General features: G+C 49.2%; 18 protein-coding genes and 1 tRNA gene. 9 read left to right on the forward strand and 10 right to left on the reverse strand.

The annotated features are described in order from the left end of the window. Window positions 1-155: 155 nt before the first annotated feature. The 3 genes from putP to ACTHSP_RS07660 all read right to left on the reverse strand — a co-directional run bounded on the left by putP (window position 156) and on the right by ACTHSP_RS07660 (window position 5,340). Complete coding sequence (putP, locus tag ACTHSP_RS07650) at window positions 156-1,682, reverse strand: sodium/proline symporter PutP (protein WP_440345905.1); 1,527 nt, start codon at window positions 1,680-1,682, stop codon at window positions 156-158. Between the two features lie 451 nt (window positions 1,683-2,133). Next, complete coding sequence (locus ACTHSP_RS07655) at window positions 2,134-2,928, reverse strand: formate/nitrite transporter family protein (protein WP_440345906.1); 795 nt, start codon at window positions 2,926-2,928, stop codon at window positions 2,134-2,136. A 198-nt stretch (window positions 2,929-3,126) separates the two neighbouring features. After that, window positions 3,127-5,340, reverse strand: coding sequence for a RelA/SpoT family protein (locus ACTHSP_RS07660; RefSeq protein WP_440345907.1), 2,214 nt, complete (start codon window positions 5,338-5,340; stop codon window positions 3,127-3,129). 88 nt (window positions 5,341-5,428) lie between these two features. Between ACTHSP_RS07660 and grxB the strand changes: the two genes are divergently transcribed. Beyond that, window positions 5,429-6,139 carry a glutaredoxin 2 gene (gene grxB, locus ACTHSP_RS07665; protein ID WP_314511738.1) on the forward strand — a complete coding sequence of 237 codons (711 nt, stop codon included), beginning with the start codon at window positions 5,429-5,431 and terminating at the stop codon, window positions 6,137-6,139. A gap of 57 nt (window positions 6,140-6,196) precedes the next feature. Here the strand turns inward: grxB and ACTHSP_RS07670 are convergent, their stop codons facing one another. The 3 genes from ACTHSP_RS07670 to ACTHSP_RS07680 are packed head-to-tail and all read right to left on the reverse strand — an operon-like array spanning window position 6,197 to window position 9,683. Next, window positions 6,197-6,715 carry a PqiC family protein gene (locus tag ACTHSP_RS07670; RefSeq protein ID WP_293195779.1) on the reverse strand — a complete coding sequence of 173 codons (519 nt, stop codon included), beginning with the start codon at window positions 6,713-6,715 and terminating at the stop codon, window positions 6,197-6,199. Then, entirely contained in the window at window positions 6,715-8,376 is a 1,662-nt protein-coding gene (gene pqiB / locus ACTHSP_RS07675; protein WP_440345908.1) for an intermembrane transport protein PqiB, read from the reverse strand. The genes ACTHSP_RS07670 and pqiB overlap by 1 nt, the downstream gene beginning before the upstream one ends. After that, window positions 8,373-9,683: a PqiA/YebS family transporter subunit gene (locus ACTHSP_RS07680; RefSeq protein ID WP_440345909.1), complete on the reverse strand. Its 1,311-nt coding sequence runs from the start codon at window positions 9,681-9,683 to the stop codon at window positions 8,373-8,375. Before ACTHSP_RS07680 ends, pqiB begins: the two co-directional genes overlap by 4 nt. A 404-nt stretch (window positions 9,684-10,087) precedes the next feature. Between ACTHSP_RS07680 and ACTHSP_RS07685 the strand changes: the two genes are divergently transcribed. Both ACTHSP_RS07685 and ACTHSP_RS07690 read left to right on the forward strand, forming a co-directional pair. Next, on the forward strand, window positions 10,088-10,711 hold the full coding sequence (locus ACTHSP_RS07685) for a biliverdin-producing heme oxygenase (RefSeq protein WP_440345910.1): 624 nt from the start codon (window positions 10,088-10,090) through the stop codon (window positions 10,709-10,711). Window positions 10,712-10,885: 174 nt separating this feature from the next. After that, window positions 10,886-13,258 (forward strand): TonB-dependent hemoglobin/transferrin/lactoferrin family receptor, encoded by a 2,373-nt coding sequence (locus tag ACTHSP_RS07690; protein ID WP_440345911.1) that lies wholly within the window; start codon window positions 10,886-10,888, stop codon window positions 13,256-13,258. Window positions 13,259-13,335: 77 nt separating this feature from the next. On the opposite strand, the gene mnmC is transcribed toward ACTHSP_RS07690, so the two are convergent. Then, entirely contained in the window at window positions 13,336-14,946 is a 1,611-nt protein-coding gene (gene mnmC, locus ACTHSP_RS07695) for an FAD-dependent 5-carboxymethylaminomethyl-2-thiouridine(34) oxidoreductase MnmC (RefSeq protein WP_440345912.1), read from the reverse strand. Between the two features lie 124 nt (window positions 14,947-15,070). Between mnmC and ACTHSP_RS07700 the strand changes: the two genes are divergently transcribed. After that, a complete protein-coding gene (locus ACTHSP_RS07700; RefSeq protein WP_440345913.1) occupies window positions 15,071-15,661 on the forward strand; it encodes a tyrosine-protein phosphatase in 591 nt (196 codons plus the stop codon). 74 nt (window positions 15,662-15,735) lie between these two features. On the opposite strand, the gene cysE is transcribed toward ACTHSP_RS07700, so the two are convergent. Next, window positions 15,736-16,554, reverse strand: a complete 819-nt coding sequence (gene cysE / locus ACTHSP_RS07705; RefSeq protein ID WP_440345914.1) for a serine O-acetyltransferase — start codon at window positions 16,552-16,554, stop codon at window positions 15,736-15,738. A 150-nt stretch (window positions 16,555-16,704) separates the two neighbouring features. Between cysE and grpE the strand changes: the two genes are divergently transcribed. From grpE to ACTHSP_RS07720, 3 genes are all read left to right on the forward strand, one after another. Then, a complete protein-coding gene (gene grpE, locus ACTHSP_RS07710; RefSeq protein WP_003747507.1) occupies window positions 16,705-17,265 on the forward strand; it encodes a nucleotide exchange factor GrpE in 561 nt (186 codons plus the stop codon). Window positions 17,266-17,567: 302 nt separating this feature from the next. Continuing rightward, window positions 17,568-19,496 (forward strand): molecular chaperone DnaK, encoded by a 1,929-nt coding sequence (dnaK, locus tag ACTHSP_RS07715; protein WP_049348822.1) that lies wholly within the window; start codon window positions 17,568-17,570, stop codon window positions 19,494-19,496. A gap of 267 nt (window positions 19,497-19,763) precedes the next feature. Next, window positions 19,764-19,982: a hypothetical protein gene (locus ACTHSP_RS07720; RefSeq protein WP_315094533.1), complete on the forward strand. Its 219-nt coding sequence runs from the start codon at window positions 19,764-19,766 to the stop codon at window positions 19,980-19,982. 73 nt (window positions 19,983-20,055) lie between these two features. Here the strand turns inward: ACTHSP_RS07720 and ACTHSP_RS07725 are convergent, their stop codons facing one another. Together ACTHSP_RS07725 and ACTHSP_RS07730 are read right to left on the reverse strand one after the other, a co-directional pair. Next, window positions 20,056-21,396 carry a DUF2868 domain-containing protein gene (locus tag ACTHSP_RS07725; protein WP_315094535.1) on the reverse strand — a complete coding sequence of 447 codons (1,341 nt, stop codon included), beginning with the start codon at window positions 21,394-21,396 and terminating at the stop codon, window positions 20,056-20,058. 163 nt (window positions 21,397-21,559) lie between these two features. After that, a tRNA-Leu gene (locus tag ACTHSP_RS07730) sits at window positions 21,560-21,644 on the reverse strand. Window positions 21,645-21,805: 161 nt separating this feature from the next. Between ACTHSP_RS07730 and ACTHSP_RS07735 the strand changes: the two genes are divergently transcribed. Both ACTHSP_RS07735 and ribA read left to right on the forward strand, forming a co-directional pair. Further along, complete coding sequence (locus tag ACTHSP_RS07735; protein ID WP_288971505.1) at window positions 21,806-22,471, forward strand: hypothetical protein; 666 nt, start codon at window positions 21,806-21,808, stop codon at window positions 22,469-22,471. Further along, window positions 22,464-22,774 (forward strand): GTP cyclohydrolase II RibA (gene ribA / locus ACTHSP_RS07740; protein ID WP_440345915.1); only part of this gene is annotated, 311 nt, incomplete at its 3' end. The genes ACTHSP_RS07735 and ribA, both read left to right, overlap by 8 nt.

Here is a 22,774-nt window from a genome sequence, read left to right on the forward strand (position 1 = left end):
TCTGAAGGATAGTAATATCGTAATAAAATTATGATGCGGATACAAGATGCATCCGCATAAATTGCTGTTTTTTCTGATAAGGCTCAGATTATTTTGAAACAGTTTATTTCGTAAAGACGGCCTGCACGGAATCATGCAGGCCGTCTGAAAACGTCTTATTTAGAGGCGCGGTATTCTGCGTCTGCTTTTTCAAAGCGTTCTTGCAATTCGCGTGAAGGTTTTTTGTCGATCAGGGACACCAAAACAATCACGAGTGTGCAAATGATAAAGCCGGGGACGATTTCATAGACAGTAGCGAAACCTGTTTCTTGTGCGGCCAAAGCAGGTTTTTTGATCCACTCGGCCCAAACTACTACAGTCAGTGCACCTGCAATCATGCCGGAGAGTGCGCCGTAGGCAGTAATGCGTTTCCACAGTACAGACAGGATAACAACCGGACCGAATGCGGCACCAAAACCTGCCCATGCGTAAGCTACCAAGCCCAATACTTTGCTGTTAGGATCAGAAGCAATCAGGATGGAAATCACGGCAATCGCCAAAACCATCAGACGGCCAATCCATACCAACTCGGCTTGTTGTGCTTTTTTACGCAGGAAGCCTTTGTAGAAGTCTTCGGTAATCGCGCTGGAGCAAACCAACAATTGGCAGGACAGGGTGGACATTACGGCGGCGAGAATCGCACTCAAGATGATACCGGCAATCCAAGGGTTGAAAAGCAGGGTGGCCAAAGCGATGAAGATACGTTCGTGGTTGCCATTCATTTCATCAACGTGGGCAGGATTGGCACCGAAGTAAGCGATACCGAAGTAGCCGACAGCCACAGCACCAGCCATACACAGAATCATCCAAGTCATACCGATACGGCGTGCAGAAACCAGAGATTTAGCGCTTTCAGCAGCCATGAAACGGGCCAAAATGTGTGGTTGGCCGAAATAGCCCAAGCCCCAAGCAGCGGTAGAGATAATGCCGATGAAAGTAGTACCGGCAAACAAGCTGCCGTATTCTTTACCGGTAGAAGCGGCAACTTGTTGGATGGCAGCATTCATTTGATCTGCACCGCCCAAACCCAAGTACACCATGATAGGAGTCAGTACCAATGCAAAAATCATCAAAGAAGCTTGCAGGGTATCGGTCCAGCTTACTGCCAAGAAACCGCCCAAGAAGGTATAGGCGATGGTTGCACCGGCACCCAGCCACATGGCTTGAGTGTAAGACATACCGTGGAACAGGCTTTGGAACAGGGTAGCACCGGCTACGATGCCTGAAGCACAGTAAATAGTGAAGAAGAACAAGATAATCAGTGCAGAAACCACTTTCATCAAGTGACCGCCGGCACCGAAGCGGTGGAAGAAGTAATCAGGAAGCGTCAGCGCATTGTTGGCGTATTCGGTATGTACGCGCAGACGGCCTGCAACCAACAGCCAGTTGAGGTATGCACCCACAATCAGACCAATGGCAATCCAAGCTTCATTCAAACCGCTCAGGTAAATGGCACCTGGCAAGCCCATCAAAAGCCAACCTGACATATCGGAAGCACCGGCAGACATCGCGGTCACGAACGGACCTAAGCTGCGGCCACCGAGGATGTAGTCGTCGAAGTTTCGTGTTGAAAAATAGGCGGCGAGGCCGATCAGTAATACGGCGACCAAATAGATCGCGAAAGTGATATACATGGGATTCATGTACTTATTCCTCATCTAACTTTTAAAACGGGTTTGAAATTGCAAGCAATTCATACCCAAACTTTTTTCTAATAAAAATACAGCTTAAAAATCCTGTTTTTTGCGAGAGAGACAGGATAAATTATTTTCAAATACAATAAAATACGAAATCTTAATGCATTAAATTGTAAATAATTTAAACCAGCATACCGCAAAAAGTCGCTTTTGCAAAGCGAAGAACTCAGCCTTTATTCGAAATTGATGCCGCCTTTTGGCTAAGTCATTTAAAAACATAAAAATATATAAATTTTTACTGATGATGACGAAGGAAAGTGTGTGAAACTATCTTTCCTGATGTTTTTTGGGGATTAAAGAGAAAAAGTAATTAAACGACTTGGACTTTCAGACGGCCCTGTGCAGAAACCCCGTATCTGTGTCGGGCAGATACGGGGTTTTTAGAAAAAAGACTACATCAAATAGAAAAATCGTCTTTTAATAAGTGTTTGTAAGCAAAGAGATAAGAGGCTGCTACAAAGGATGATCCGCCCAGGACGTTGCCTAAGAAAACGGGAATCATGTTGTAGAAAAATTGACCCCAGCTGACGTTTGCGCCCGCCCAAATGCCGGCCGGAATGATGAACATATTGGCAACAAAGTGTTGAAAGCCGATTAATACGAAGATCATAACCGGGAACCACATGGCTAAGATTCGTCCTGAAGTATGGCGTGCGCCGAAGTAAAACCAGATGCCCATACACACCATCCAGTTACATGCGATGGCAGAAACGAATGCGCGGCCGAAGTCCATATTGACTTTAGCTTCGGCAATGGCAATGGTTTTCGCTGCGGCCGGCCCTTCGGCAAGGCCAACGTAGTGGCCGAGGAAATAGGCCATGGCTACGGCGCCTGCCAGATTGCCCAAGCTGACAATCAGCCAGTTACGCACCAGTTTATGGGTGCTGACGCGGCCGGTCAATCTGCCCAAAGTCATAATCATCATATTGCCTGTTGCCAACTCGCCGCCGCCGATTAAGATACAAATCAGTGCGATAGGGAACACGGATGCGCCCAACAGGGCAGCCAGACCGTTCCATTCGGCAGGAATGCCGCTGATGACGCGCAGGCAGGCAAGATAGCCGAAGCCGACATAACCGCCGCCTAAGAAACTCAAAATCACCAACATTTTGATGCTGAATTCAGATTTGGCGCAACTCTTGCCGATGGCGTCCTGCAAAATTTCATGAGGGAACAGGTCTCGTGTATCCATGAAGTTTCCTTAAGGTTAATATAAGAATAAAAATATCTTTCTTTATCATACGGATGGCGAGTTTGCCTGAGAATATGGCGGATAGGAAATAACGGCTGATTGTAAGGATAGAAGCGTAGGTTATATATTGGCAGCCGATGTGTGAAAGGCCGTCTGAAAGCAATACTTTCAGACGGCCTTTAGATGGGGGAATGGGAATTATAAGCGCGTTACGCTTAAAACGCCTTTGATGTCGCCCAAGCTGGCTAATACGCGCGGCAGGTCGTTGACTTGGCGGACTTCAAGGGTAAAGCGCATACTGGCTTCCAAATCGCGCGATTGGGTTTGCACCGCGGTAACGTTGAGTTTATGACGCGCCAGCGCATCCGAAACGTCGCGTAGCAAACCGGAGCGGTCTTGGGCGCGGATTTCAACATCGACGGCAAATACTTGTCCTTCTTGCAAGGCTGCCCAGCTTGCATTCAACACTTTTTCAGGAGCCTGTTCGGCAAGGTGGCGGAAAGAAGGGCAGGTATTACGGTGGACGGAAATACCGCGGTCGCGGGTAACAAAGCCCACAATATCGTCGGGCGGCGCGGGTTTGCAGCATTTGGCAAGCGTGGTCATCAGGCCGTCTTCGCCGTCAATCAAAATGCCGTTTTTGCCGCCTTTTTTGATTTTGGACTGCTTGACGATATTGGTTTCATCAATCGGTACAGGAGGCGGTTCATTCAGCGCGCCGCAGGCTTTGTGGATGGCGCGGTTAGAAACTTCGCCCTGACCGATGGCCGTATAGAGTTCGTCGGTTTTTTTGAAGCCGAGTTTTTCCGCCAATGCTTGCAGATTAGGTTTTGGGAAGATTTTTGACAACTGTTTGTCCAACTGGGTGCGGCCTTCTTCGCGCACGGTATCCGCATTTTGCTGGCGGATGTAGGCACGGATTTTACTGATGGCGCGGTTGGATTTGACCCAGCCTTCGTAGAGCCAGTTGACGGAAGGGTTCCCCTCTTTGGCGGTAATGATTTCAACGCGTTGTCCGTTTTCCAAAGGCGTGGACAGCGGCACGATTTGTCCTTCGACTTTTGCACCGCGACAACGGTCGCCCACGCTACTGTGCAGAGCATAGGCAAAGTCGATGGGGGTAGCTCCCGTAGGCAGGGAGAGGACTTTGCCGTGCGGGGTCAAAACGTAAATCGTGTCGTTGAACAGCTCGGTTTTAAAGGCGGCGGCAAGGTCTTCTTTGCCGCTTTCAGCCATGTTTTCGCGCCAGTCTAGGAGTTGGCGCAACCAAGCGATTTTCTGTTCATAGGCGGAATCACCCTTGCCACCTTCTTTATAACGCCAATGGGCGGCAACACCGAATTCGTTGAATTGGTGCATGTCGAAGGTGCGGATTTGGACTTCCACACCTTTGTCTTCCGGGCCGACGATAACGGTGTGCAAACTTTTATAGCCGTTGCCTTTCGGGTTGGCGATATAGTCGTCAAACTCGCCCGGAATCGGCTGCCAGAGGCTGTGGACAATGCCCAGCGTGGTGTAACATTCAGGAATGGTGTCCACCAAAATCCGTACGGCGCGGATGTCGAACAAGCCGTCGAAAGTGAGCTTTTTCTTCACCATTTTTTTGTAAATGGAGTAGATGTGCTTCGGTCTTCCGGCAACTTCAAAATGAATATTGTATTTTGTCAGTTCCGTACGCAGGATATTGAGGAAGTTTTCGATGTATTCGAGGCGCTCAGTGCGTTTTTCGTCCAAAAGCAGGGCGATTTCGCGGTATTTTTCCGGTTCTTGATGACGGAAGCCCAAATCTTCGAGCTGCCATTTGAGTTGCCACACGCCCAAGCGGTTGGCGAGCGGGGCAAAAATGTCGAGGGTTTCTTTGGCAACGGCGCGCTTTTCAGGATTGTCGGGAACGTTGCTTAAGAATTGGAGGGTGCGCGTACGCATGGCCAGTTTGATCAGGACGACGCGGATGTCGGTAACCATCGCCAACAGCATTTTGCGCATGGTTTCGGCTTGTTGGGCGCGTTCTTCCGGCGTGGCAAGGCTGTCCACGCGGGCGAATTGGGTCAGTTTCTGCACTTCGTCCACACCTTTGACCAGCTCGCAAACGGTGCTGTTGCAGCGTTCGGTAACCAATTCTTGCCAAGTGGGAACGTATTTGCCGATGTCGGACAAAATCGTAGCTGCCACGGCATCGGGCAATAAGTCGAGTTCGCTGACGATTTGCATTGAGCCGAGAAAATGTTCCATCAATGGCTCGCCGTAAGTCGTTAGGGCATCGGCAGGATAATGTTCTTTAGACAGGTCAAAGGCCGTCTGAATCAGGTTTTTATCGGGATCAGGCAGCGCGGCAACATAGCCGTCGAACCATGCGATGAGGCCTTCCAGCGTTACGCTCGATGTTTGGGGCGTTTGGCGAATAGTGGTCATGGCGTGCGTTTTTTTCTTTCTGATAAAAACGCTGCTATTGTAACAGTTTATTGCCGACAGCCCTAGATTTGTATGCGAATGCGGCACTATGTTTCAGGACACCTTGTTTCAGACGGCCTTGGGTGTTATGGTTAACCGTTTTGAAATTTTAAGGAGCATTTCGATGAAACTGTATATTTACGACCATTGCCCGTTTTGTGTTCGTGCGCGGATGATTTTCGGCTTGCGCGATGTGGCGGTGGAAGAAGTTGTCTTGGCGAACGATGACGAAGCTACACCGATTGGCATGATTGGCTCAAAACAAGTGCCGATTTTACAAAAAGAAGACGGTTCGTTTATGGGCGAGAGTTTGGATATTGTCCGTTACATCGATCAAGGCCGTCTGAAAGAAGAAGTTCGTTCCGAGGTTCAAGCTTGGTTGGACAAAGTGGGCGAATACAATAACAAATTGGTACAGCCGCGCATGGTCAAAATTGGTTTGCCCGAATTTGAGACCGATGAAGCGAAAAAATACTTTATCGACAAAAAAGAGAAAAGTATCGGCAATTTCGAGACTAATCTGAACAAAACGGCGCAATATCTGGAGCGTCTGCATCAAGACTTGGCAGAACTGGAAGCGCTGGTGTGCGAAGGCGAGGGCTTGGGCGGTGAAATCAGTTTGGAAGATATCCTGACGTTCCCTATTTTGCGTAACTTGACCGTTGTGCGCGGTATTCAATGGCCGCAAAAATTGATGGATTATTTGTTGGCGATGAGCGAGCGTTCCGGCGTGGCTCTGTATTTTGACCGCGCGTTGTGATGAATGTTTGAAACATAAAAAAGGCCGTCTGAAAGTTTTTTCAGACGGCCTTTGGGTTTAATAGGCAATCGTTTCGGCAACCTGTGACAAACCGTTTTCCAACGATTCGAGCATGGCGGTATAGCCGTCGCCTTGCTGCGGCGTGACGGCGTTAAACGGTTTGCTGCGTCCGTCCGGCCATTGTGCATAACCGCTGATGGTGGTTTGCCCCTGATAGCTGCCTTGGAAGGCTTCGATATAGACTTTCAGGGTTTGGCTGCTTTGGCTGCGTGAAGCAGGCACAAAGGTGCGATGCGGATTGAGGCGGTTGAGCTTGTTGCTGAGGTTTGCTGCCAACGCGCCATCGAGCGGAGCTGCCCAAAGGTGGTTTTTCGCCAGATTCACATGGTAGGCATCGGTTTGGTAAACGAGACCGCCGTTGGCAAGCGGTTCGGCAAGGTTGACTTTGACCGCGATTTCATTGCCTTGTGCAGCCGGACGGATGTACTGGCTGTCGGGCAGGACGAAATATTGTGTGCTTTGCGCAGTGCCGCAGGCGGCAAGCGTCAGGGCGGCGGCAATCGGGAAGAGGCGCATTATCGGCTTCCTTTCGGGATAGGGTCTTTGCTGCTGCTGTTGAAAATCAGCGCGTTGGGTTTTTCTTTTAAAGTATTGATCACGGGTTGAACATCTTTTAAGGTTTTGTCCAAACTTTGCAGTGTATTTTGTACGTCGCCGTAGATAGGCGATTGAGGCGATACGCCTTGCAGGGTTTGACGCAACTCTTTCAGAGTTTGGTTCAACTCGTTCGGAATGTTTTGTGTCTGCGGTTTGCCGACCAGTTTATCGATGGAGCTTAGGGCGGCATTGGCAGATTTGAGTGTGGACTTGAGCTCGGCAAGCGAACCGTTCAAGCCGGCAACGGTTTTATCCAATGGCAGGTTATTGAACTTGTCTAACAAGTTGGCCACTTTTGCCTGCAAATCGTCTAAACCGCCGCCTTGGGTTGCGATAACGGTATCGCCTGCATAAACGGTATGCGGTCGCAGCTTAGGCGAGGCGGAAGGCTGATCGTTCAACTCAATCATTTTGCTGCCGGTCAGCAGGTTGTTGCTGGAGATGGTGGCGGTCAGGCCTTTATTTAAGGCCGTCTGAAATTGTTGTTTCCAATGTTCTTTGCTTTGTTCGTCGGCATTGATTTCCAAACGGGAAGGCTCGATGCGGATGCGTACGGGAATCCAACCGTTTTCAAACAAATGCAGGCTGTCGTTGCGGTCGAAATAAGGGACATCGGAAACCACGCCGACATTCAGGCCTTTGTATTCAACAGGCGAACCGGCAGTCAGGCCGCGTACGGATTGTTTGAAAAACGCAGTGTAATACAGCGAGCGGTCGTCAGGCAGGTTGGCGACTTCGCTGCGGCTGTCATAAAGCGTGAAGCTGTCTTCGCTTTTGACGTTTTTGCTGTCGCTTGTTTTAGGCGAGTCAAAGGAAATCGCGCCGGACAGCAGGGCAGCTAGAGGGGCGGAGTTGAGTTTGACACCGCTGCCTGTGGTTTCGATATTAATGCCGCTTTCCAGCCAGAAACGGCTGGAGGAATTAATCAGTTTGTCGTTGGGGCTTTGGATGAAGATGGTGTAATGCACGCTTTGGTCGGACGGGTCGAAATGTGCGCTTTCTACTTGGCCGACCATAAAGTTTTCATACAAAACAGGGCTGCTGACGTTGAGGATGCGGTCGTTTTTACCGATCAAATTCAGGCGCAGGCCGCTTTGACCGATGGCGGCAATCGGCGGAATGTCTTGGACGACAAATACGTCTTTGGTTTCTTGGCTTTTGCCCGGTGTAAATGCAATATATGAGCCGGAAAGCAAGGTTCCCAAGCCGGTAACGCCGCTTTGGTCGATACGCGGTTTGACCACCCAAAATTGGGTATCACTGCGGATAAGGTCTTTGGCGTCGGCACTGAGTTGGGCAGTAACTTCCACGCCTTTTTGGTCGTCGCGTAATTTGATGCGGGTAACGCGTCCGACATCGACATTCAACACTTTAATAACGGTGTTGTTGACTTCGATGCCTTCCGCGCTGTCCATCAACAGTGTAACGACAGGGCCGCGGTTGCGGATGTCTTTAACCAAAAGCCAGCCGCCGGCAATCAGCGCAATCAGCGGAATTAGCCACACGATAGATGTGAAGACATTGGTTTTCTTGACACGCGCCGAGGCGTGATAATTGGGTGAAGAATCGTGTTTTTTCATTGTGTTAAGGTCTGGTCAGAATCAAGGCCGTCTGAAAGCTGCTGTTGCTTGTCCCAAATCAGACGGGGATCGAAATAATAGGCCGAAAGCATGGTCAAAATAACGACCAGGCAGAAGTAAATCGCCGCGCCACCCGGCACGACGCGCGCCATATTGGTGTGGAACGAACTCATCAAAATAATAATCACAAAAATATCAATCATCGACCAGCGGCCGATGGATTCGGTAATCCGATACAAAACCGACATCTTGTCCGCGCTCATCACGGGTTTGAAGTATGCGGAATAAATCAAAACCGCCATCGCAATAATCTTCAAAACCGGCAGCATAATACTGGCACTAAAGATAATCACGGCAATCAACCGGTCGCCGTCGTCCCACATATAAACAATGCCGTTGAAAATCGTGTTGATCTCCAAAGCCGTCGGGTTGGACGAAATCATAATCGGCAGGATGTTGGCAGGGAAATACAGGATAAACGCTGCCATTAAAAACGCCAGCGAAATGCTCAGACTTTTCGGGCGGCGGCGGTATAAGTCTGCACCGCATACGCCGCAAGGTTGCTCGTCTTTATTGCGGAAATACAGGCAGCGGCTGCAACAGATTTTGTCTTCAGTGGCCGTCTGAACCGCATGGCCGCCGGTTAAACGGTGAATCTTATAATAAACCCAATGCTGCGGAATCGATACCGAAGTCCGAATCAGCATGACCGACAACGGAAACATCAGATAAAACGCCGAGCCGAATTCCACTGTGGCAACGGACGAGAGCTTGATATACGCTACCAAAGTGGAAATAAAAAACACATCCACCATAATCCAATGACGCAGCCTCACCAATACACGCGTTGCAAAGCGCAGCGCAGGGTAGGCCTTTTCGCGTATCAAGGCCGTATAAACATAAAGGCAGAGCAGTAAAAACAGTAAAGGCGCACCAAAGGTGAGGATAAACATCACTTCCGCCAGAAAACCATAATCCAGCGAAATCAAAAGCCGCATCATTTGCGGCAGCGACAAAATCGATGTCACGCCGAATAAATCGACGCGGATATACACCATATTGTACGCGAACGCCATCAGAATCAAGGTTGTCAGCGCATAGGCAATCGGCGCGATATACGGATTGTTTTCCACTTCCACGATTTCATGGTTGCACACCGGACAATGCGCTTCCTGTCCCTGACGCAGGCGCGGAATATCCATACGGCAGCCGCAATCAGGGCATTCCACCGTATGTGCAGGCAGCGTCGCATCAGGAAGATAAGACTTGTAGCGCCACCAGCGATGGTAGGCAGGAATCCGTTTCATGGTTCGGCAGGGGATAAAGAAGGTGCAAAGAGTGTCGCATTATAAAGGAAAACAGCAGGATAGCCCAAATTTAGGTCGATATTTGATTGAATGGCAGCTGCTTAATAAGGTTTGGGTTGTCTGAAAAGTTTGAAAAGGGTTTAGAAGGTTATTGCTATGGGCTGTTAAATTTTATTAATAGGGCTTAGTTTGGTTTATTGTCATTAGTATAAAAATAAGATATATTCTCATTCATTAAAAACACGATGAGCCTTGTAGATCTGTGGAAGGTACGCGGTTAACGAATCTGAAGCAGGTTAAAAATTATCTTCTTTGTTTTTAAAACGATTCTTTTCAAATTAGACGGTATTTTTAACCATAAAGGCCGTCTGAAACCATTAGTCTCTTAATTCAAAGGAAACATCATGAGTGAAACCCAAGAGCTGACTTTCGCCAAACGCTTGAAAGAGCAAACCACGACAACGCACGACAGCGTTGATAACTTGGTTATGTCCGTTCAACCTTTTTCCAGCAAAGAAAACTACATCAAATTCTTGAAACTTCAATCTGTTTTCCACAAGGCTGTTGACCATATCTATAAAGATGCCGAATTGAATAAAGCCATTCCAGAGCTTGAATACATGGCGCGTTACGATGCCGTGACTCAAGACTTGAAAGACTTGGGCGAAGAGCCTTACAAATTTGACAAAGAATTGCCACACGAAACCGGTAGTAAAGCCATCGGCTGGCTGTATTGCGCCGAAGGTTCTAATTTGGGCGCGGCATTCTTGTTCAAACACGCTCAAAAACTCGAATACACCGGCGAATTTGGCGCACGCCACCTGGCTCCTCATCCGAACGGCCGCGGCAAACACTGGCGCGCTTTTGTCGAGCATCTGAATGCTTTGAACTTGACTCCGGAAGCTGAAGCGGAAGCCATTCAAGGCGCACGCGAAGCTTTTGAATTCTATAAAGTGATTCTGCGTGAAACCTTCGGTTTGCCGGAAGGTGCGGAAGCGCCTGAAGGTATGACGCCGCACAGACTCTAAAAAATAATTAAATCAAACAGACAAGGTCTCGGCGTAGATGTTTGCAGAGGCCTTTAATTACACAACAAAGTTTTGTTTGAACGGGTTGCTGTCTTATTAATCATTAATGATTATCAGAAATTTTTTATGCATTAACTGATGGATGAACAATCCATTACATCTTGAGTTGATAATATGAAACCATTACAAATGCTCCCCATTGCTGCGCTGGTCGGCAGTATTTTCGGCAATCCAGTCTTGGCAGCGGATGAAGCTGCAACCGAAACCACACCCGTTAAAGCAGAAATAAAAGAAGTCCGCGTTAAAGGCCAGCGCAATGCGCCTGCAGCCGTGGAACGTGTCAACCTTGGCCGTATCCAACAAGAAATGGTACGTGACAACAAAGACTTGGTACGTTATTCCACCGACGTTGGCTTGAGCGACAGTGGCCGCCATCAAAAAGGCTTTGCCGTACGCGGCGTGGAAGGCAACCGTGTCGGCGTCAGCATTGACGGCGTAAACCTGCCTGATTCCGAAGAAAACTCGCTGTATGCCCGTTATGGCAACTTCAACAGCTCGCGTCTGTCTATCGACCCCGAACTCGTGCGCAACATCGAAATCGTGAAGGGCGCAGACTCTTTCAATACCGGTAGCGGTGCATTGGGTGGCGGCGTGAATTACCAAACCCTGCAAGGTCATGATTTGCTGTTGCCTGAGCGTCAGTTCGGCGTGATGATGAAAAACGGTTACAGCAGCCGTAACCGCGAATGGACAAATACACTTGGGTTCGGTTTGAACAACGACCGCGTGGATGCCGCTTTGCTGTATTCGCAACGTCGCGGCCATGAGACTGAAAGCGCAGGCGAGCGTGGTTATCCGGTAGAGGGCGCCGGCAGCGGAGCGAATATTCGTGGTTCTGCGCGCGGTATTCCTGACCCGTCCAAACATAAATACCACAGTTTCTTGGGTAAGATTGCTTACCAAATCAACGACAATCATCGTATCGGCGCATCTCTCAACGGTCAGCAGGGCCACAATTACACGATCGAAGAGTCTTATAACCTGACCGCTTCTTCTTGGCGCGAAGCCGATGACGTAAACAGACGGCGCAATGCCAACCTGTTTTACGAGTGGACGCCCGATTCGAATTGGTTGTCGTTGTTGAAAGCGGACTTCGATTATCAGAAAACCAAAGTAGCGGCGGTTAACAACAAAGGCTCGTTCCCGATGGATTATTCTACCTGGACGCGCAACTATAATCAGAAGGATTTGGACGAAATCTACAACCGCAGCATGGATACAACCTTCAAACGCATTACATTGCGTATGGACAGCCAACCGTTGCAAATGGGCGGCCAACATCGCTTGTCGTTTAAAACTTTCGCCAGCCAGCGTGAGTTTGAAAACTTAAACCGCGACGACTACTACTTCAGCGGCCGTATTTTACGCACGTCCAGCACGATTCAGCATCCAGTGAAAACCAACAACTACGGTTTCTCGCTGTCTGATCAAATCCAATGGAACGACGTGTTTAGCAGCCGCGCAGGTATCCGTTACGACTACACCAAAATGACGCCGCAGCAACTGAATGCCGAATGTCATGCTTGTGACAAAACACCACCTGCAGCCAACACTTATAAAGGCTGGAGCGGTTTTGTCGGCTTGGCTGCACAGCTGAGTCAGACATGGCGTTTGGGTTACGATGTAACTTCCGGTTTCCGCGTGCCGAATGCGTCTGAAGTGTATTTCACTTACAACCACGGCTCAGGTACCTGGTTGCCTAATCCGAACCTGAAAGCCGAGCGCAGCACCACCCATACCCTTTCTCTGCAAGGCCGCAGCGAAAAAGGTACTTTGGATGCCAACCTGTATCAAAGCAATTACCGCAACTTCTTGTCTGAAGAGCAGAAGCTGACCACCAGTGGCGATGTCGGCTGTACTCAGATGAATTACTACTATGGTATTTGTAGCAATCCTTATTCCGAAAAACTGGAATGGCAGATGCAAAACATCGACAAGGCCCGAATCCGTGGTCTTGAGCTGACAGGCCGTCTGAATTTAGGTCAAGTGGTTTCTTTTGTACCTGAAGGCTGGAAATTGTTTGGTTCTGTCGGCTACGCGAAGAGCAAACTGTCGGGCGACAACAGCCTGCTGTCCACTCAGCCTCTGAAAGTGATTGCCGGTGTCGATTACGAAAGCCCGAGCGAAAAATGGGGTGTGTTCTCCCGCCTGACTTATTTGGGTGCGAAAAAAGCTAAAGATGCGCAGTACACCGTGTTTGAAAACACCGGTTGGGGTACGCCTTTGCAAGAAAAAGTAGTAGATTATCCATGGCTGAACAAATCGGCTTATGTGTTTGATATGTACGGCTTCTACAAACCGGCTAAAAACCTGACTTTGCGTGCCGGTGTGTACAATATGTTCAACCGCAAATACACCACTTGGGACTCCCTGCGCGGCCTGTACAGCTACAGCACCACCAACGGGGTTGACCGCGATGGCAAAGGCTTAGACCGCTACCGCGCCCCAGGCCGCAATTACGCTGTATCGCTGGAATGGAAATTCTAAGCAGTTAACGGATAGCTAAAGGCCGTCTGAAAGTTTTGATGACTTTCAGACGGCCTTTTTTATTTACAGCGAAATCTTTAAACGGATAACAACGGCTGCTGCCGAACAATCGCGCGGATGATGGCGCGGTTGGGGTGTAGCGCGGTTCTCAGCCTTTGCGATAGTGGATGCGGCAAACCGAGTATTTCGGCCGCAATGGCGGCGGCGCAGATGGGGGCTGTCGCCAGTCCGCGTGTGCCGTGTGCCGTATTGATGTAGGCATTGGGCAGGTAAGGGCAGGGGATTTTGTCGAGGCGGTAGTTTTTGTCCAATGCCAGCTTGGCGTAGGCGGACTGCATGGCGGCGATGTCGCCGAGTGCGCCGACAATGGGCAAGTGGTCGAGGCTGTCGCAACGCAGGGCGGCATGGCCTTGTGTGTCTTGAAGGCCGTCTGAAAACGAATCTTGCTCAAATAGGGATTGTGCCAATGGCGGATTGAGCTGTTGCAGGGCGGAGCGGTTTTCGGTTTCTTCGTTTGGATACCAAGTTTCATCGTTGCTGTTGAGGACAAATGTCGCGCCGTAGCAGTGGCGGCCTTGCCAGCTCGGACTGATGTAGCTTTCTCCGGAAATGGCGCAACGCAGCTTTTGTGAAAACGGGCTGGCGGACACAACGCCAGTTTGTCCACGGATTTGGCGGAAAGGCAGGGCGGAGACGTTGGTGTCGGCGGCAGTCGGGCTATGCGCGCCCATACAGTAAACGATATGGCTGGCATTGAAATGCGCATCCGGCGTGTGTGCCGTCCATTGTGTGCCGTCATGCGATACGGCGGTCAGCGGCGAGTGTTCGTGCAACTCAATCAGCGGATGATTCAATAAGGTATGCACGACGGCGGGCGGATTCAGCCATACGCCTTGCGGCCAGTAAAGGCCGTCTGAAAATACGTCTATGCCTGCAATGTGCGCAGCCTCTTCGGCAGATACGCTGCGGTAGAGGTGTTTATGCTGGTGTTGCAAACCCAAGGCCTGATTGCGTTTGCGTTCGCTGTCGTCAAAATTCAAATGCAATACGCCGTCGCCGCCCCATACGTCGGAATCAGGCAGCAAGTCTTCCAACAATCGGCGCGTGTAGCCGTAGCCTGTCAGCAGCAGCTCGGTTTGTTCGGTATCGTGTGGCGAGATTTTGGCGTAGAGCAAGCCTTGGCGGTTGCCGCTGCCTGCCTGCGCCGCTTTGCCTGCCTCCAAAATCGTAACGCGTACGCCGTGCTCAGCCAGTTTGCGTGCGGTCGCTGCACCGGCAATGCCTGCGCCGATAATCAGGACGTGTTCGGGCGCGGCTTGATGTTCAGGCCGTCTGAACCAAGGTTTTAGGGGAGTTGGGACGGATTGGGGCATGGCTTCGGTTTGCCATTCGATATGATGGAAATGTTCGTGTAAGCGGTCGGCGCGGTGTGGCGGAACCAGCCAGAGATGCACATCAGGCAAGAGGTTTTCCAAAACATTGACGCTGTTGAACTGAAGGCATTTCATGGCTTGAGCGAGACGGTTGTTCAGACGGCCTTCAAGCTCGGAGGGATGATTTGGCAGCGGAAAATCGGGAATATGGTTTTCAGGCAGACAGACAATCAAATAAAGCGGCGCGGTATGTTGTTCGATGGCGCGGTAAAGGGTAGCAAGGGAAGGTGTGGTGTTCCAAGCAAGGCAGGTCATGATGAAAGGCCGTCTGAAAAAAGAGGCTTTATTGTAACGCGGTTTGCGCGGATAGAATATCCGGACGGGTTTTGATAAAATCTTTCGATATTTGTTTTCTCATTGATTTTCATACAGGAATTTTATGCGCCGTCTTTTATTGTGCCTTCTCACTTCCGGCTTGCCCGTTGCCTGTTTATCTGCGCCGCCGGATAACGGCGGCCAAGCTTTTCAGTCCGAACGCTGGGCAACACCCATTAAACACGATGCCAACCTTTATCGCATCGACGACAAGCTTTACCGCAGCGAGCAGCCCGTTGCCGAAGATGGCGAAGCCATCGTCAAGCTAGGCATTCAAAGCGTGATCAACCTGCGCTTTTTCGACCGCAACGATGACGATCATTTGAAGGCGTATGGATTGACCTTGCTAAACCGTCCGTTGCTGTCATGGAGCATTAAGCCGAAAGAGATTGCGGAAATCCTATACCTGATTGAAAAACAACAGCAAAACGGCGCAGTGCTTATCCATTGTTATCACGGCGCGGACCGTACCGGTTTGATTGCCGGAATGTACCGCATCATTTATCAAGGCTGGCCGGTGGAAGAGGCAAAAGCCGAAATGCAACATGGGCCTTACGGTTATCACAGCATTTGGAAAAACATTGCCAAGCTGTTTACCGAAGAGAAAGTCAAGCAGGTTAAAACGCATTTGGAAGCCTTGCGCAAACGCGGTTGACGCCAAGATTCAAAACATAAAAAGGCCGTCTGAAAGATTTGTTTTTTCAGATGGCCTTTTTAATGACAGACGGTTTAAATCACAAAATCCGTAGATGATAATTGAATGCTTTGATCCATATCGGCAGATGGGGTTTTGGAAGAGCGGCCGACCGGTTTGGCCGGTACGCCGACGACGGTAATCGAAGACGGTACGTCGGCAACCACCACGCTGCCTGCGCCGATTTTGGCATTTTTGCCGATGCGGATGTTGCCCAAAATCGAAGCGTTCGCACCAATCATCACGCCATCACTGATTTTCGGATGGCGGTCGCCGCTTTCTTTGCCCGAGCCGCCCAGCGTTACGCCGTGGAGGATGGAAATATTGTTGCCCAAGACGGCGGTTTCGCCGGCGACAAAACCGGTGGCATGGTCGAGCATCAAACCATGACCGAAACGCGCAGCCGGGTGGATATCGACGCCGAACACTTCCGACATGCGGTTTTGCAGGAAATACGCCAGCGTTTTGCGGCCGTTTTGATAAAGCCAGTGGTTGATGCGGTGCGCCTGTACGGCGTGGAAACCTTTGAAATACAACAGCGGTAGCGAATATTCATCACAAGCCGGGTCGCGCTCGTAAATGGCTTTCAAGTCGGCCTCGACACATTTGCTGATGCGGGTGTCCGCACTTAAAGCCTGCTGATAAATTTCAAACAGCGCACGCACGTCCATAATCGGGCTGCCGAGCTTGCTGGAAAGATGGTAGGCAAGTACCGAATCGAGCGAATCGTGGCGCAACACGGTTTGATGCAGGAAGCTCGCCAGCATCGGTTCGGCCGCGGCGGTGGCTTCGGTTTCTTCGCGGATGGTGTGCCACAGATTAAAATCAGTTGAATTCAAATGGTCTTTTTTCATGTTTGAGGCCGTCTGAAGAATACAATCAGATGGTTATCTTACCGTTTTCCAACGTCTTTTAACAAGGCATTTGATAATCGACGTTCAAATGCTTGAAGTTTTTTCAGACGGCCTTATATATGAAACATCGAATATCAACACGCTAAAAGGATGTCAGAAATGACGGAGCATAACGAACAACATCAACACGAAGCAGAAGAAGCGGCAGCCGTAGAAACTGCCGAAACCGTTGAAACCGAACAAGCCGAACCGACTTACGAAGAACTTCAGGCGCGTGTCGCCGAGTTGGAAGGCCAGCTCAAAGACAGCGAGCTGCGCGGTTTGGCAAACGAGCAAAACCTGCGCCGCCGCCATCAGCAGGAAATCGCCGATACCCATAAATTCGCCGGACAAAAATTTGCAGCAGAAATGTTGCCGGTTAAAGATTATCTCGAAATGGCGCTGCTGGACCAAAGTGGCAATTTCGATGCGCTGAAAATGGGCGTGCAAATGACTTTGAACGAGCTGCAAAAAGCATTTGATGCCACACATATTAAAGAAATCAACCCACAGCCGGGCGACAAACTCGATCCGCACCAACATCAAGCCATGCAGGCAGTCGTCAGCGAGCAAGAGCCGAATACCATCGTCAGCGTAATGAAAAAAGGCTATACATTGGCCGACCGCGTGCTGCGTCCTGCAATGGTTGTTGTGGCGAAAAAAGAAGATTGAAGGCATCGCTTGATAAAGTTTATCAAGCATAAAATCTTCAGACGGCCTTATCCGGTTTCAAAACCCGATGTTCCGCTATTGGAAAATCATTCCGATAAACCGGAATCGGAAAATGAAAACCGGGCCGTCTGAAAAAAGAATAAACGGCTTGTGGATAAATAAATCAAGCACTTGAATTTAATCTTAAAAAAAATTCAAAATAGGCCTTGAAAAAAAATGAAGCAACCTTATTTACAAGCCATCGGAACGAAATGTTCCACAGGATTATTAATTAAGAAAAGTTTATTTAGGAGCAACATAATATGGCAAAAGTAATCGGTATTGACTTAGGTACAACCAACTCTTGTTTGGCCATTTCTGAAAACGGTCAAACCAAAGTAATCGAAAACGCAGAAGGCGCACGCACCACTCCTTCCGTTATCGCTTATTTGGACGGCGGCGAAATCCTCGTCGGCGCACCTGCAAAACGCCAAGCGGTAACCAACGCTAAAAACACTATTTACGCGGCCAAACGTTTGATCGGCCACAAATTTGAAGACAAAGAAGTACAACGCGACATCGAATCCATGCCTTTTGAAATCATCAAAGCCAACAACGGCGACGCATGGGTGAAAGCACAAGGCAAAGAGCTGTCTCCTCCTCAAATTTCCGCAGAAGTTTTGCGTAAAATGAAAGAAGCTGCCGAAGCTTACTTAGGCGAAAAAGTCACTGAAGCCGTGATTACCGTTCCTGCCTACTTCAACGACAGCCAACGTCAAGCAACTAAAGACGCAGGCCGCATCGCAGGTTTGGAAGTAAAACGCATCATCAACGAACCGACCGCAGCCGCTTTGGCATTCGGTATGGACAAAGGTGACAGCAAAGACCGTAAAATTGCCGTGTATGACTTGGGTGGCGGTACTTTCGATATTTCCATCATCGAAATTGCCAACATCGACGGCGACAAACAATTCGAAGTATTGGCAACCAACGGCGACACCTTCTTGGGCGGCGAAGACTTCGACCAACGCTTGATCGACTACATCATTGACGAGTTCAAAAAAGAACAAGGCATTGATTTGAAACAAGACGTCATGGCTCTGCAACGCCTGAAAGAAGCTGCCGAGAAAGCCAAAATCGAATTGTCCAGCGGTCAGCAAACCGAAATCAACCTGCCGTACATTACTATGGACGCAACCGGTCCGAAACACTTGGCCATGAAAATTACCCGTGCCAAATTCGAAAGCCTGGTTGAAGATTTGATCCAACGTTCTATCGAGCCTTGCAAAATCGCATTGAAAGATGCCGGCTTGAGCACCAGCGACATCGACGACGTAATTTTGGTCGGCGGTCAAAGCCGTATGCCGAAAGTACAAGAAGCCGTTCGAGACTTCTTCGGCAAAGAGCCTCGTAAAGACGTGAACCCTGACGAAGCCGTTGCCGTAGGCGCAGCGATTCAAGGCGAAGTATTGAGCGGCGGCCGCAGCGACGTATTGCTGCTGGACGTAACCCCTCTGTCCTTGGGTATCGAAACCATGGGCGGCGTGATGACCAAGCTGATTCAAAAGAACACTACTATTCCGACTAAAGCGTCTCAAGTGTTCTCTACTGCCGAAGACAACCAAAGCGCTGTAACCATCCATGTGTTGCAAGGCGAACGCGAACGCGCTTCTGCCAACAAGTCTTTGGGTCAGTTCAACTTGACCGACATTGCACCTGCACCACGCGGTATGCCTCAAATCGAAGTAACCTTCGACATTGACGCCAACGGTATCCTGCACGTTTCTGCCAAAGACAAAGGCACCGGCAAAGCTGCCAACATCACCATCCAAGGTTCTTCCGGTTTGAGCGAAGAAGAAATCGAACGCATGGTGAAAGATGCCGAAGCCAACGCTGAAGAAGATAAAAAACTGACTGAATTGGTCGCTTCACGCAACCAAGCCGAAGCCCTGATTCACTCCGTGAAAAAATCTTTGGCCGACTACGGCGACAAACTCGACGCTGCCGAGAAAGAAAAAATCGAAGCTGCGTTGAAAGAAGCTGAAGAAGCCGTTAAAGGCGACGATAAAGCCGCTATCGATGCTAAAGCCGAAGCTTTGGGTACAGCCAGCCAAAAACTGGGCGAAATGGTTTACGCTCAAGCGCAAGCCGAAGCACAAGCAGGCGAGGGAGCACAAGCCGAGTCTTCTGCTAAGAAAGACGACGACGTTGTAGATGCCGACTTTGAAGAAGTAAAAGACGACAAAAAATAATTGATGCCGTCTGAAAAAAGCGCGAATCGAAAGGTTCGCGCTTTTTGTCGTTTGGGGAATGTGTAAAGACACTTTGTCAAAATTGGCAGTAAACTTTCAAAACCTTGCTACATCATCGCGTTGCCATACTTCTATTGCTGAATTTTGAACAGATTTCGCCGAATGCTGACAGCAGCTGACAGTCAAAGCCATTAATATTTGTCCATCGCTTGAGTGCGAATAAGTGCTTATTTTTACCTCAAATCAACCTCTTGAAAGAAGATAAATATGAAAAAACTGATTCAAATGACCTCTTTGATGGTTGCCGCTGCCGGTTTGGTCTTGGCACCAGTCGCTTCTGCGCATGGCAAGCACGACATGCATCCGAAACAAGAGCGTATGCACGAAAAAGCCAAACCGCACAAAATGAAAAAACCTGCACCTAAAGCCAAACACCACGCACCGAAGCCCAAACATCATCAAGAGCATCGCCACGAACCTCATTAAGATGAATCCTCAACAATAAATAAGGCCGTCTGAAACCCAAACATCAGGTTTCAGACGGCCTTCGGTTTATCTGTCAAATAACGCTTTGCCGTTTTTCTTGTGCCAAACGGGTCGGCTCCAGCCAGGCAATGTTTCTTTCTGCCAGCGCATCGCGCCAATAATCCAGTTTGGTATCCAAATCTTCAGAGAAACTGTCTTGATTCAAAAGTTGAATGATAACGCCGCCATCCGTGGCTTCGGCCAAGCGGCTGATTTGACGCAAAATGCCGCGATCGGGAACCGTTTGCGTGCGTACGCCGATGAGAAGTTGCGCCGGAGTTTGTTTCAATTCAGCTTCCAATTGTTCTAAATCTTTTCTGCCGGCGACTACGCCTTTGTCTATCCATTCTTGCGCCAAAACGCCGGAAAACCAAAGCAGATCAGGCCATTCCGTTTCGAGTGTAACTGCCCATTTGGGCGCATTATTCAGCGTAACTTTAGATGAAACGGGAACGATGTTTTCCTGAAAATCATCGGCATCGACAATTTTTGTTTGCCATGTACGGAGAATGTTTTGATAGTAGGGCTGATTCAAATTCAAACGTTCGCGCAGAGTTTTTAAAGTAATCTTGCAAGCCAGCCAAGCAATCAAGCGCGGCAGAATGCCATAGCAGACAATGCTGCCGATGAGTAAACCCGCCCAAGCGCGTGCATCTTCGATATGATTGTTCAGACGGCCTGCAATCACAGCCTGACTGTCAGGAACAGGAAAGCCCAAACGTTCCGGCAGCCATGACAAAGCCTCAACCGTTTTCACCAATGCCGTATTGCTTAACAGCGTACTTTCCCAGTTGAACGTATATTGACGTACCAAAAGCAGCAGCAAAACAGAAACCAACATCCCCGACAGCGTACAAAGCCACAGACTGTGTGAGGTTGCGCCAATCAGCCAACGCGTTTGCGGTTTGCGCCATTCGTCCATATAAAGCCGCAAAATAGCCTGATTGACCGGGTCTTTACCTCGGAACCAAGTTGCCGGACTGCTGATAAAGTGCACATTTTTCAAACGCAGGAATAAAGTCGCCAGCCACACCAGCAGCATGACCGTATTCATGCCCAGAATCCCGGCCAATACCAGAAAAAAGTTCAGCCCCTGATTGTCCATCAAAAGATAAGTGCTGGAAAAACCGACCGTAAACAACAACGTCGCCGCAACAATCCAAAGCCAAAACGAGCCTGTCTCCACCTGTTGCAACACATATTTCAAATGCTTGTCGCGGTCAATAATTTGAGCGCGGCGTATCAGTTTTTCCTCATTGCCGCCGTCAATATGTCGCAACGCTTCCGTCGCCTGCACAGGATCTCCCGGAAAAATATAGGCACGTTCTTCAAGGATACGGACCAATTCGACAAGTTTTTGTGATGGATTCAACATAAATGATAGGCCGTCTGAAAGATAAAATGGAAACGTCTGTTATACCCACAAATAAACCCCTTTTTTGCAAAGGTCAAAAAATTAAAAGCAGTTTTGATTTTGAATAGGGTATATAGTGGAATAGATGTAAAAAAAGCAGCCCGAAAGCTGCTCATTTTGAGTGTGGTGCGGACGGAGAGACTCGAACTCTCACACCTCTCGGCGCCAGAACCTAAATCTGGTGCGTCTACCAATTTCGCCACGTCCGCACTAATTTGAACCGTGGATTATACACAAGATTAATGGGGGCGCAAAGTCTTGTTTGCTTGAATTTTTCGGTTTATCCCTTATATAATGGTTTATTCCGGCCGTCTGAAAGCAGGGTTTGTTTTCAGACGGCCTCAACTTTACTATTGGTGAGGAAGGGCAGATGCCTGCTTTATTGATTAAAGATTTTTTGCAGACGCAAGGTTTGAAGTTGCCTGCGGATGAGATACATGTTGCTTATTTGACTGCCCAGGCCGTGATTAAAATGGGCAATGCTTCTGTTGAGCGTTCGATTTTGTGGCCGTCTGAAGACGGTTGGCAGTTGGCGGATTATGTTGATGCCGAACATGAATTGTTGCTGAAACAGATTTTTATGGCTTTGGATTCGGTTGCCGAGCGCACCGAGCATTTGAAAAGCGCAGCAGTTTATACAGCGTTTCCGAAAGATGGTGCGTTGTCGCTGGTTCGACTGAGCCGTTGGGGCGTGCCGTTGGAAAATGTGATTCCAATCGACGATCAGGCCGGACAGGCTTTTTTGGCTGTGCGTACGGCGCAAAGCGGTTGGATGAATGTTTGTCAGAATGTGACGTATTGGCAGGAAATTGGTGAATTGTCGAACGAACGCAATCATTCCGGTTTGAGTCAGATTTCTGTTCCTGTCTGTATGCCCAGCGGTGCGGTTTTGGGTGTAGTGCATGCCGAGTTTGATGTCAAAGACGGTGCGCCTGATGAAGTATTGGTGTCTTGGATTGCCCTTGCATTAGCCTTGGAGGAACCTTTGAAAAACCTCTTGGGCGTGGCTGAAAACGAGGAAGCGGAAAATGAGTAACGCCTTGAAGTTTGTTGCGTCATGCCGTTTACCTACGGAATGGGGCGAATTTACCATGCACGGCTTTGAAGAAGAGGGCGGTCAGGAACATGTTGCATTGACAATGGGCGATGTTTCAGACGGCCTGCCTGTGTTGTCACGTATCCATTCCGAGTGCTTGACCGGCGATGCTTTATTTTCGGTGAAATGTGATTGTGGCCCTCAGCTTCAAGCGGCAATGCAAGCCGTTCAGAAAGAAGGGCGTGGCGTTATCGTATATTTGCGCCAAGAAGGCAGGGGCATTGGTTTGATAAACAAAATCCG

The organism is Neisseria sp. P0001.S005 (genome assembly GCF_051963715.1).

Bases quoted from the DNA above. Each gene is read 5' to 3' on its own strand.
- putP (WP_440345905.1), bottom strand. From the start codon at position 1,682: ATGAATCCCATGTATATCACTTTCGCGATCTATTTGGTCGCCGTATTA.
- ACTHSP_RS07655 (WP_440345906.1), bottom strand. From the start codon at position 2,928: ATGGATACACGAGACCTGTTCCCTCATGAAATTTTGCAGGACGCCATC.
- ACTHSP_RS07660 (WP_440345907.1), bottom strand. From the start codon at position 5,340: ATGACCACTATTCGCCAAACGCCCCAAACATCGAGCGTAACGCTGGAA.
- grxB (WP_314511738.1), top strand. From the start codon at position 5,429: ATGTTTCAGGACACCTTGTTTCAGACGGCCTTGGGTGTTATGGTTAAC.
- ACTHSP_RS07670 (WP_293195779.1), bottom strand. From the start codon at position 6,715: ATGCGCCTCTTCCCGATTGCCGCCGCCCTGACGCTTGCCGCCTGCGGC.
- pqiB (WP_440345908.1), bottom strand. From the start codon at position 8,376: ATGAAAAAACACGATTCTTCACCCAATTATCACGCCTCGGCGCGTGTC.
- ACTHSP_RS07680 (WP_440345909.1), bottom strand. From the start codon at position 9,683: ATGAAACGGATTCCTGCCTACCATCGCTGGTGGCGCTACAAGTCTTAT.
- ACTHSP_RS07685 (WP_440345910.1), top strand. From the start codon at position 10,088: ATGAGTGAAACCCAAGAGCTGACTTTCGCCAAACGCTTGAAAGAGCAA.
- ACTHSP_RS07690 (WP_440345911.1), top strand. From the start codon at position 10,886: ATGAAACCATTACAAATGCTCCCCATTGCTGCGCTGGTCGGCAGTATT.
- mnmC (WP_440345912.1), bottom strand. From the start codon at position 14,946: ATGACCTGCCTTGCTTGGAACACCACACCTTCCCTTGCTACCCTTTAC.
- ACTHSP_RS07700 (WP_440345913.1), top strand. From the start codon at position 15,071: ATGCGCCGTCTTTTATTGTGCCTTCTCACTTCCGGCTTGCCCGTTGCC.
- cysE (WP_440345914.1), bottom strand. From the start codon at position 16,554: ATGAAAAAAGACCATTTGAATTCAACTGATTTTAATCTGTGGCACACC.
- grpE (WP_003747507.1), top strand. From the start codon at position 16,705: ATGTCAGAAATGACGGAGCATAACGAACAACATCAACACGAAGCAGAA.
- dnaK (WP_049348822.1), top strand. From the start codon at position 17,568: ATGGCAAAAGTAATCGGTATTGACTTAGGTACAACCAACTCTTGTTTG.
- ACTHSP_RS07720 (WP_315094533.1), top strand. From the start codon at position 19,764: ATGAAAAAACTGATTCAAATGACCTCTTTGATGGTTGCCGCTGCCGGT.
- ACTHSP_RS07725 (WP_315094535.1), bottom strand. From the start codon at position 21,396: ATGTTGAATCCATCACAAAAACTTGTCGAATTGGTCCGTATCCTTGAA.
- ACTHSP_RS07735 (WP_288971505.1), top strand. From the start codon at position 21,806: ATGCCTGCTTTATTGATTAAAGATTTTTTGCAGACGCAAGGTTTGAAG.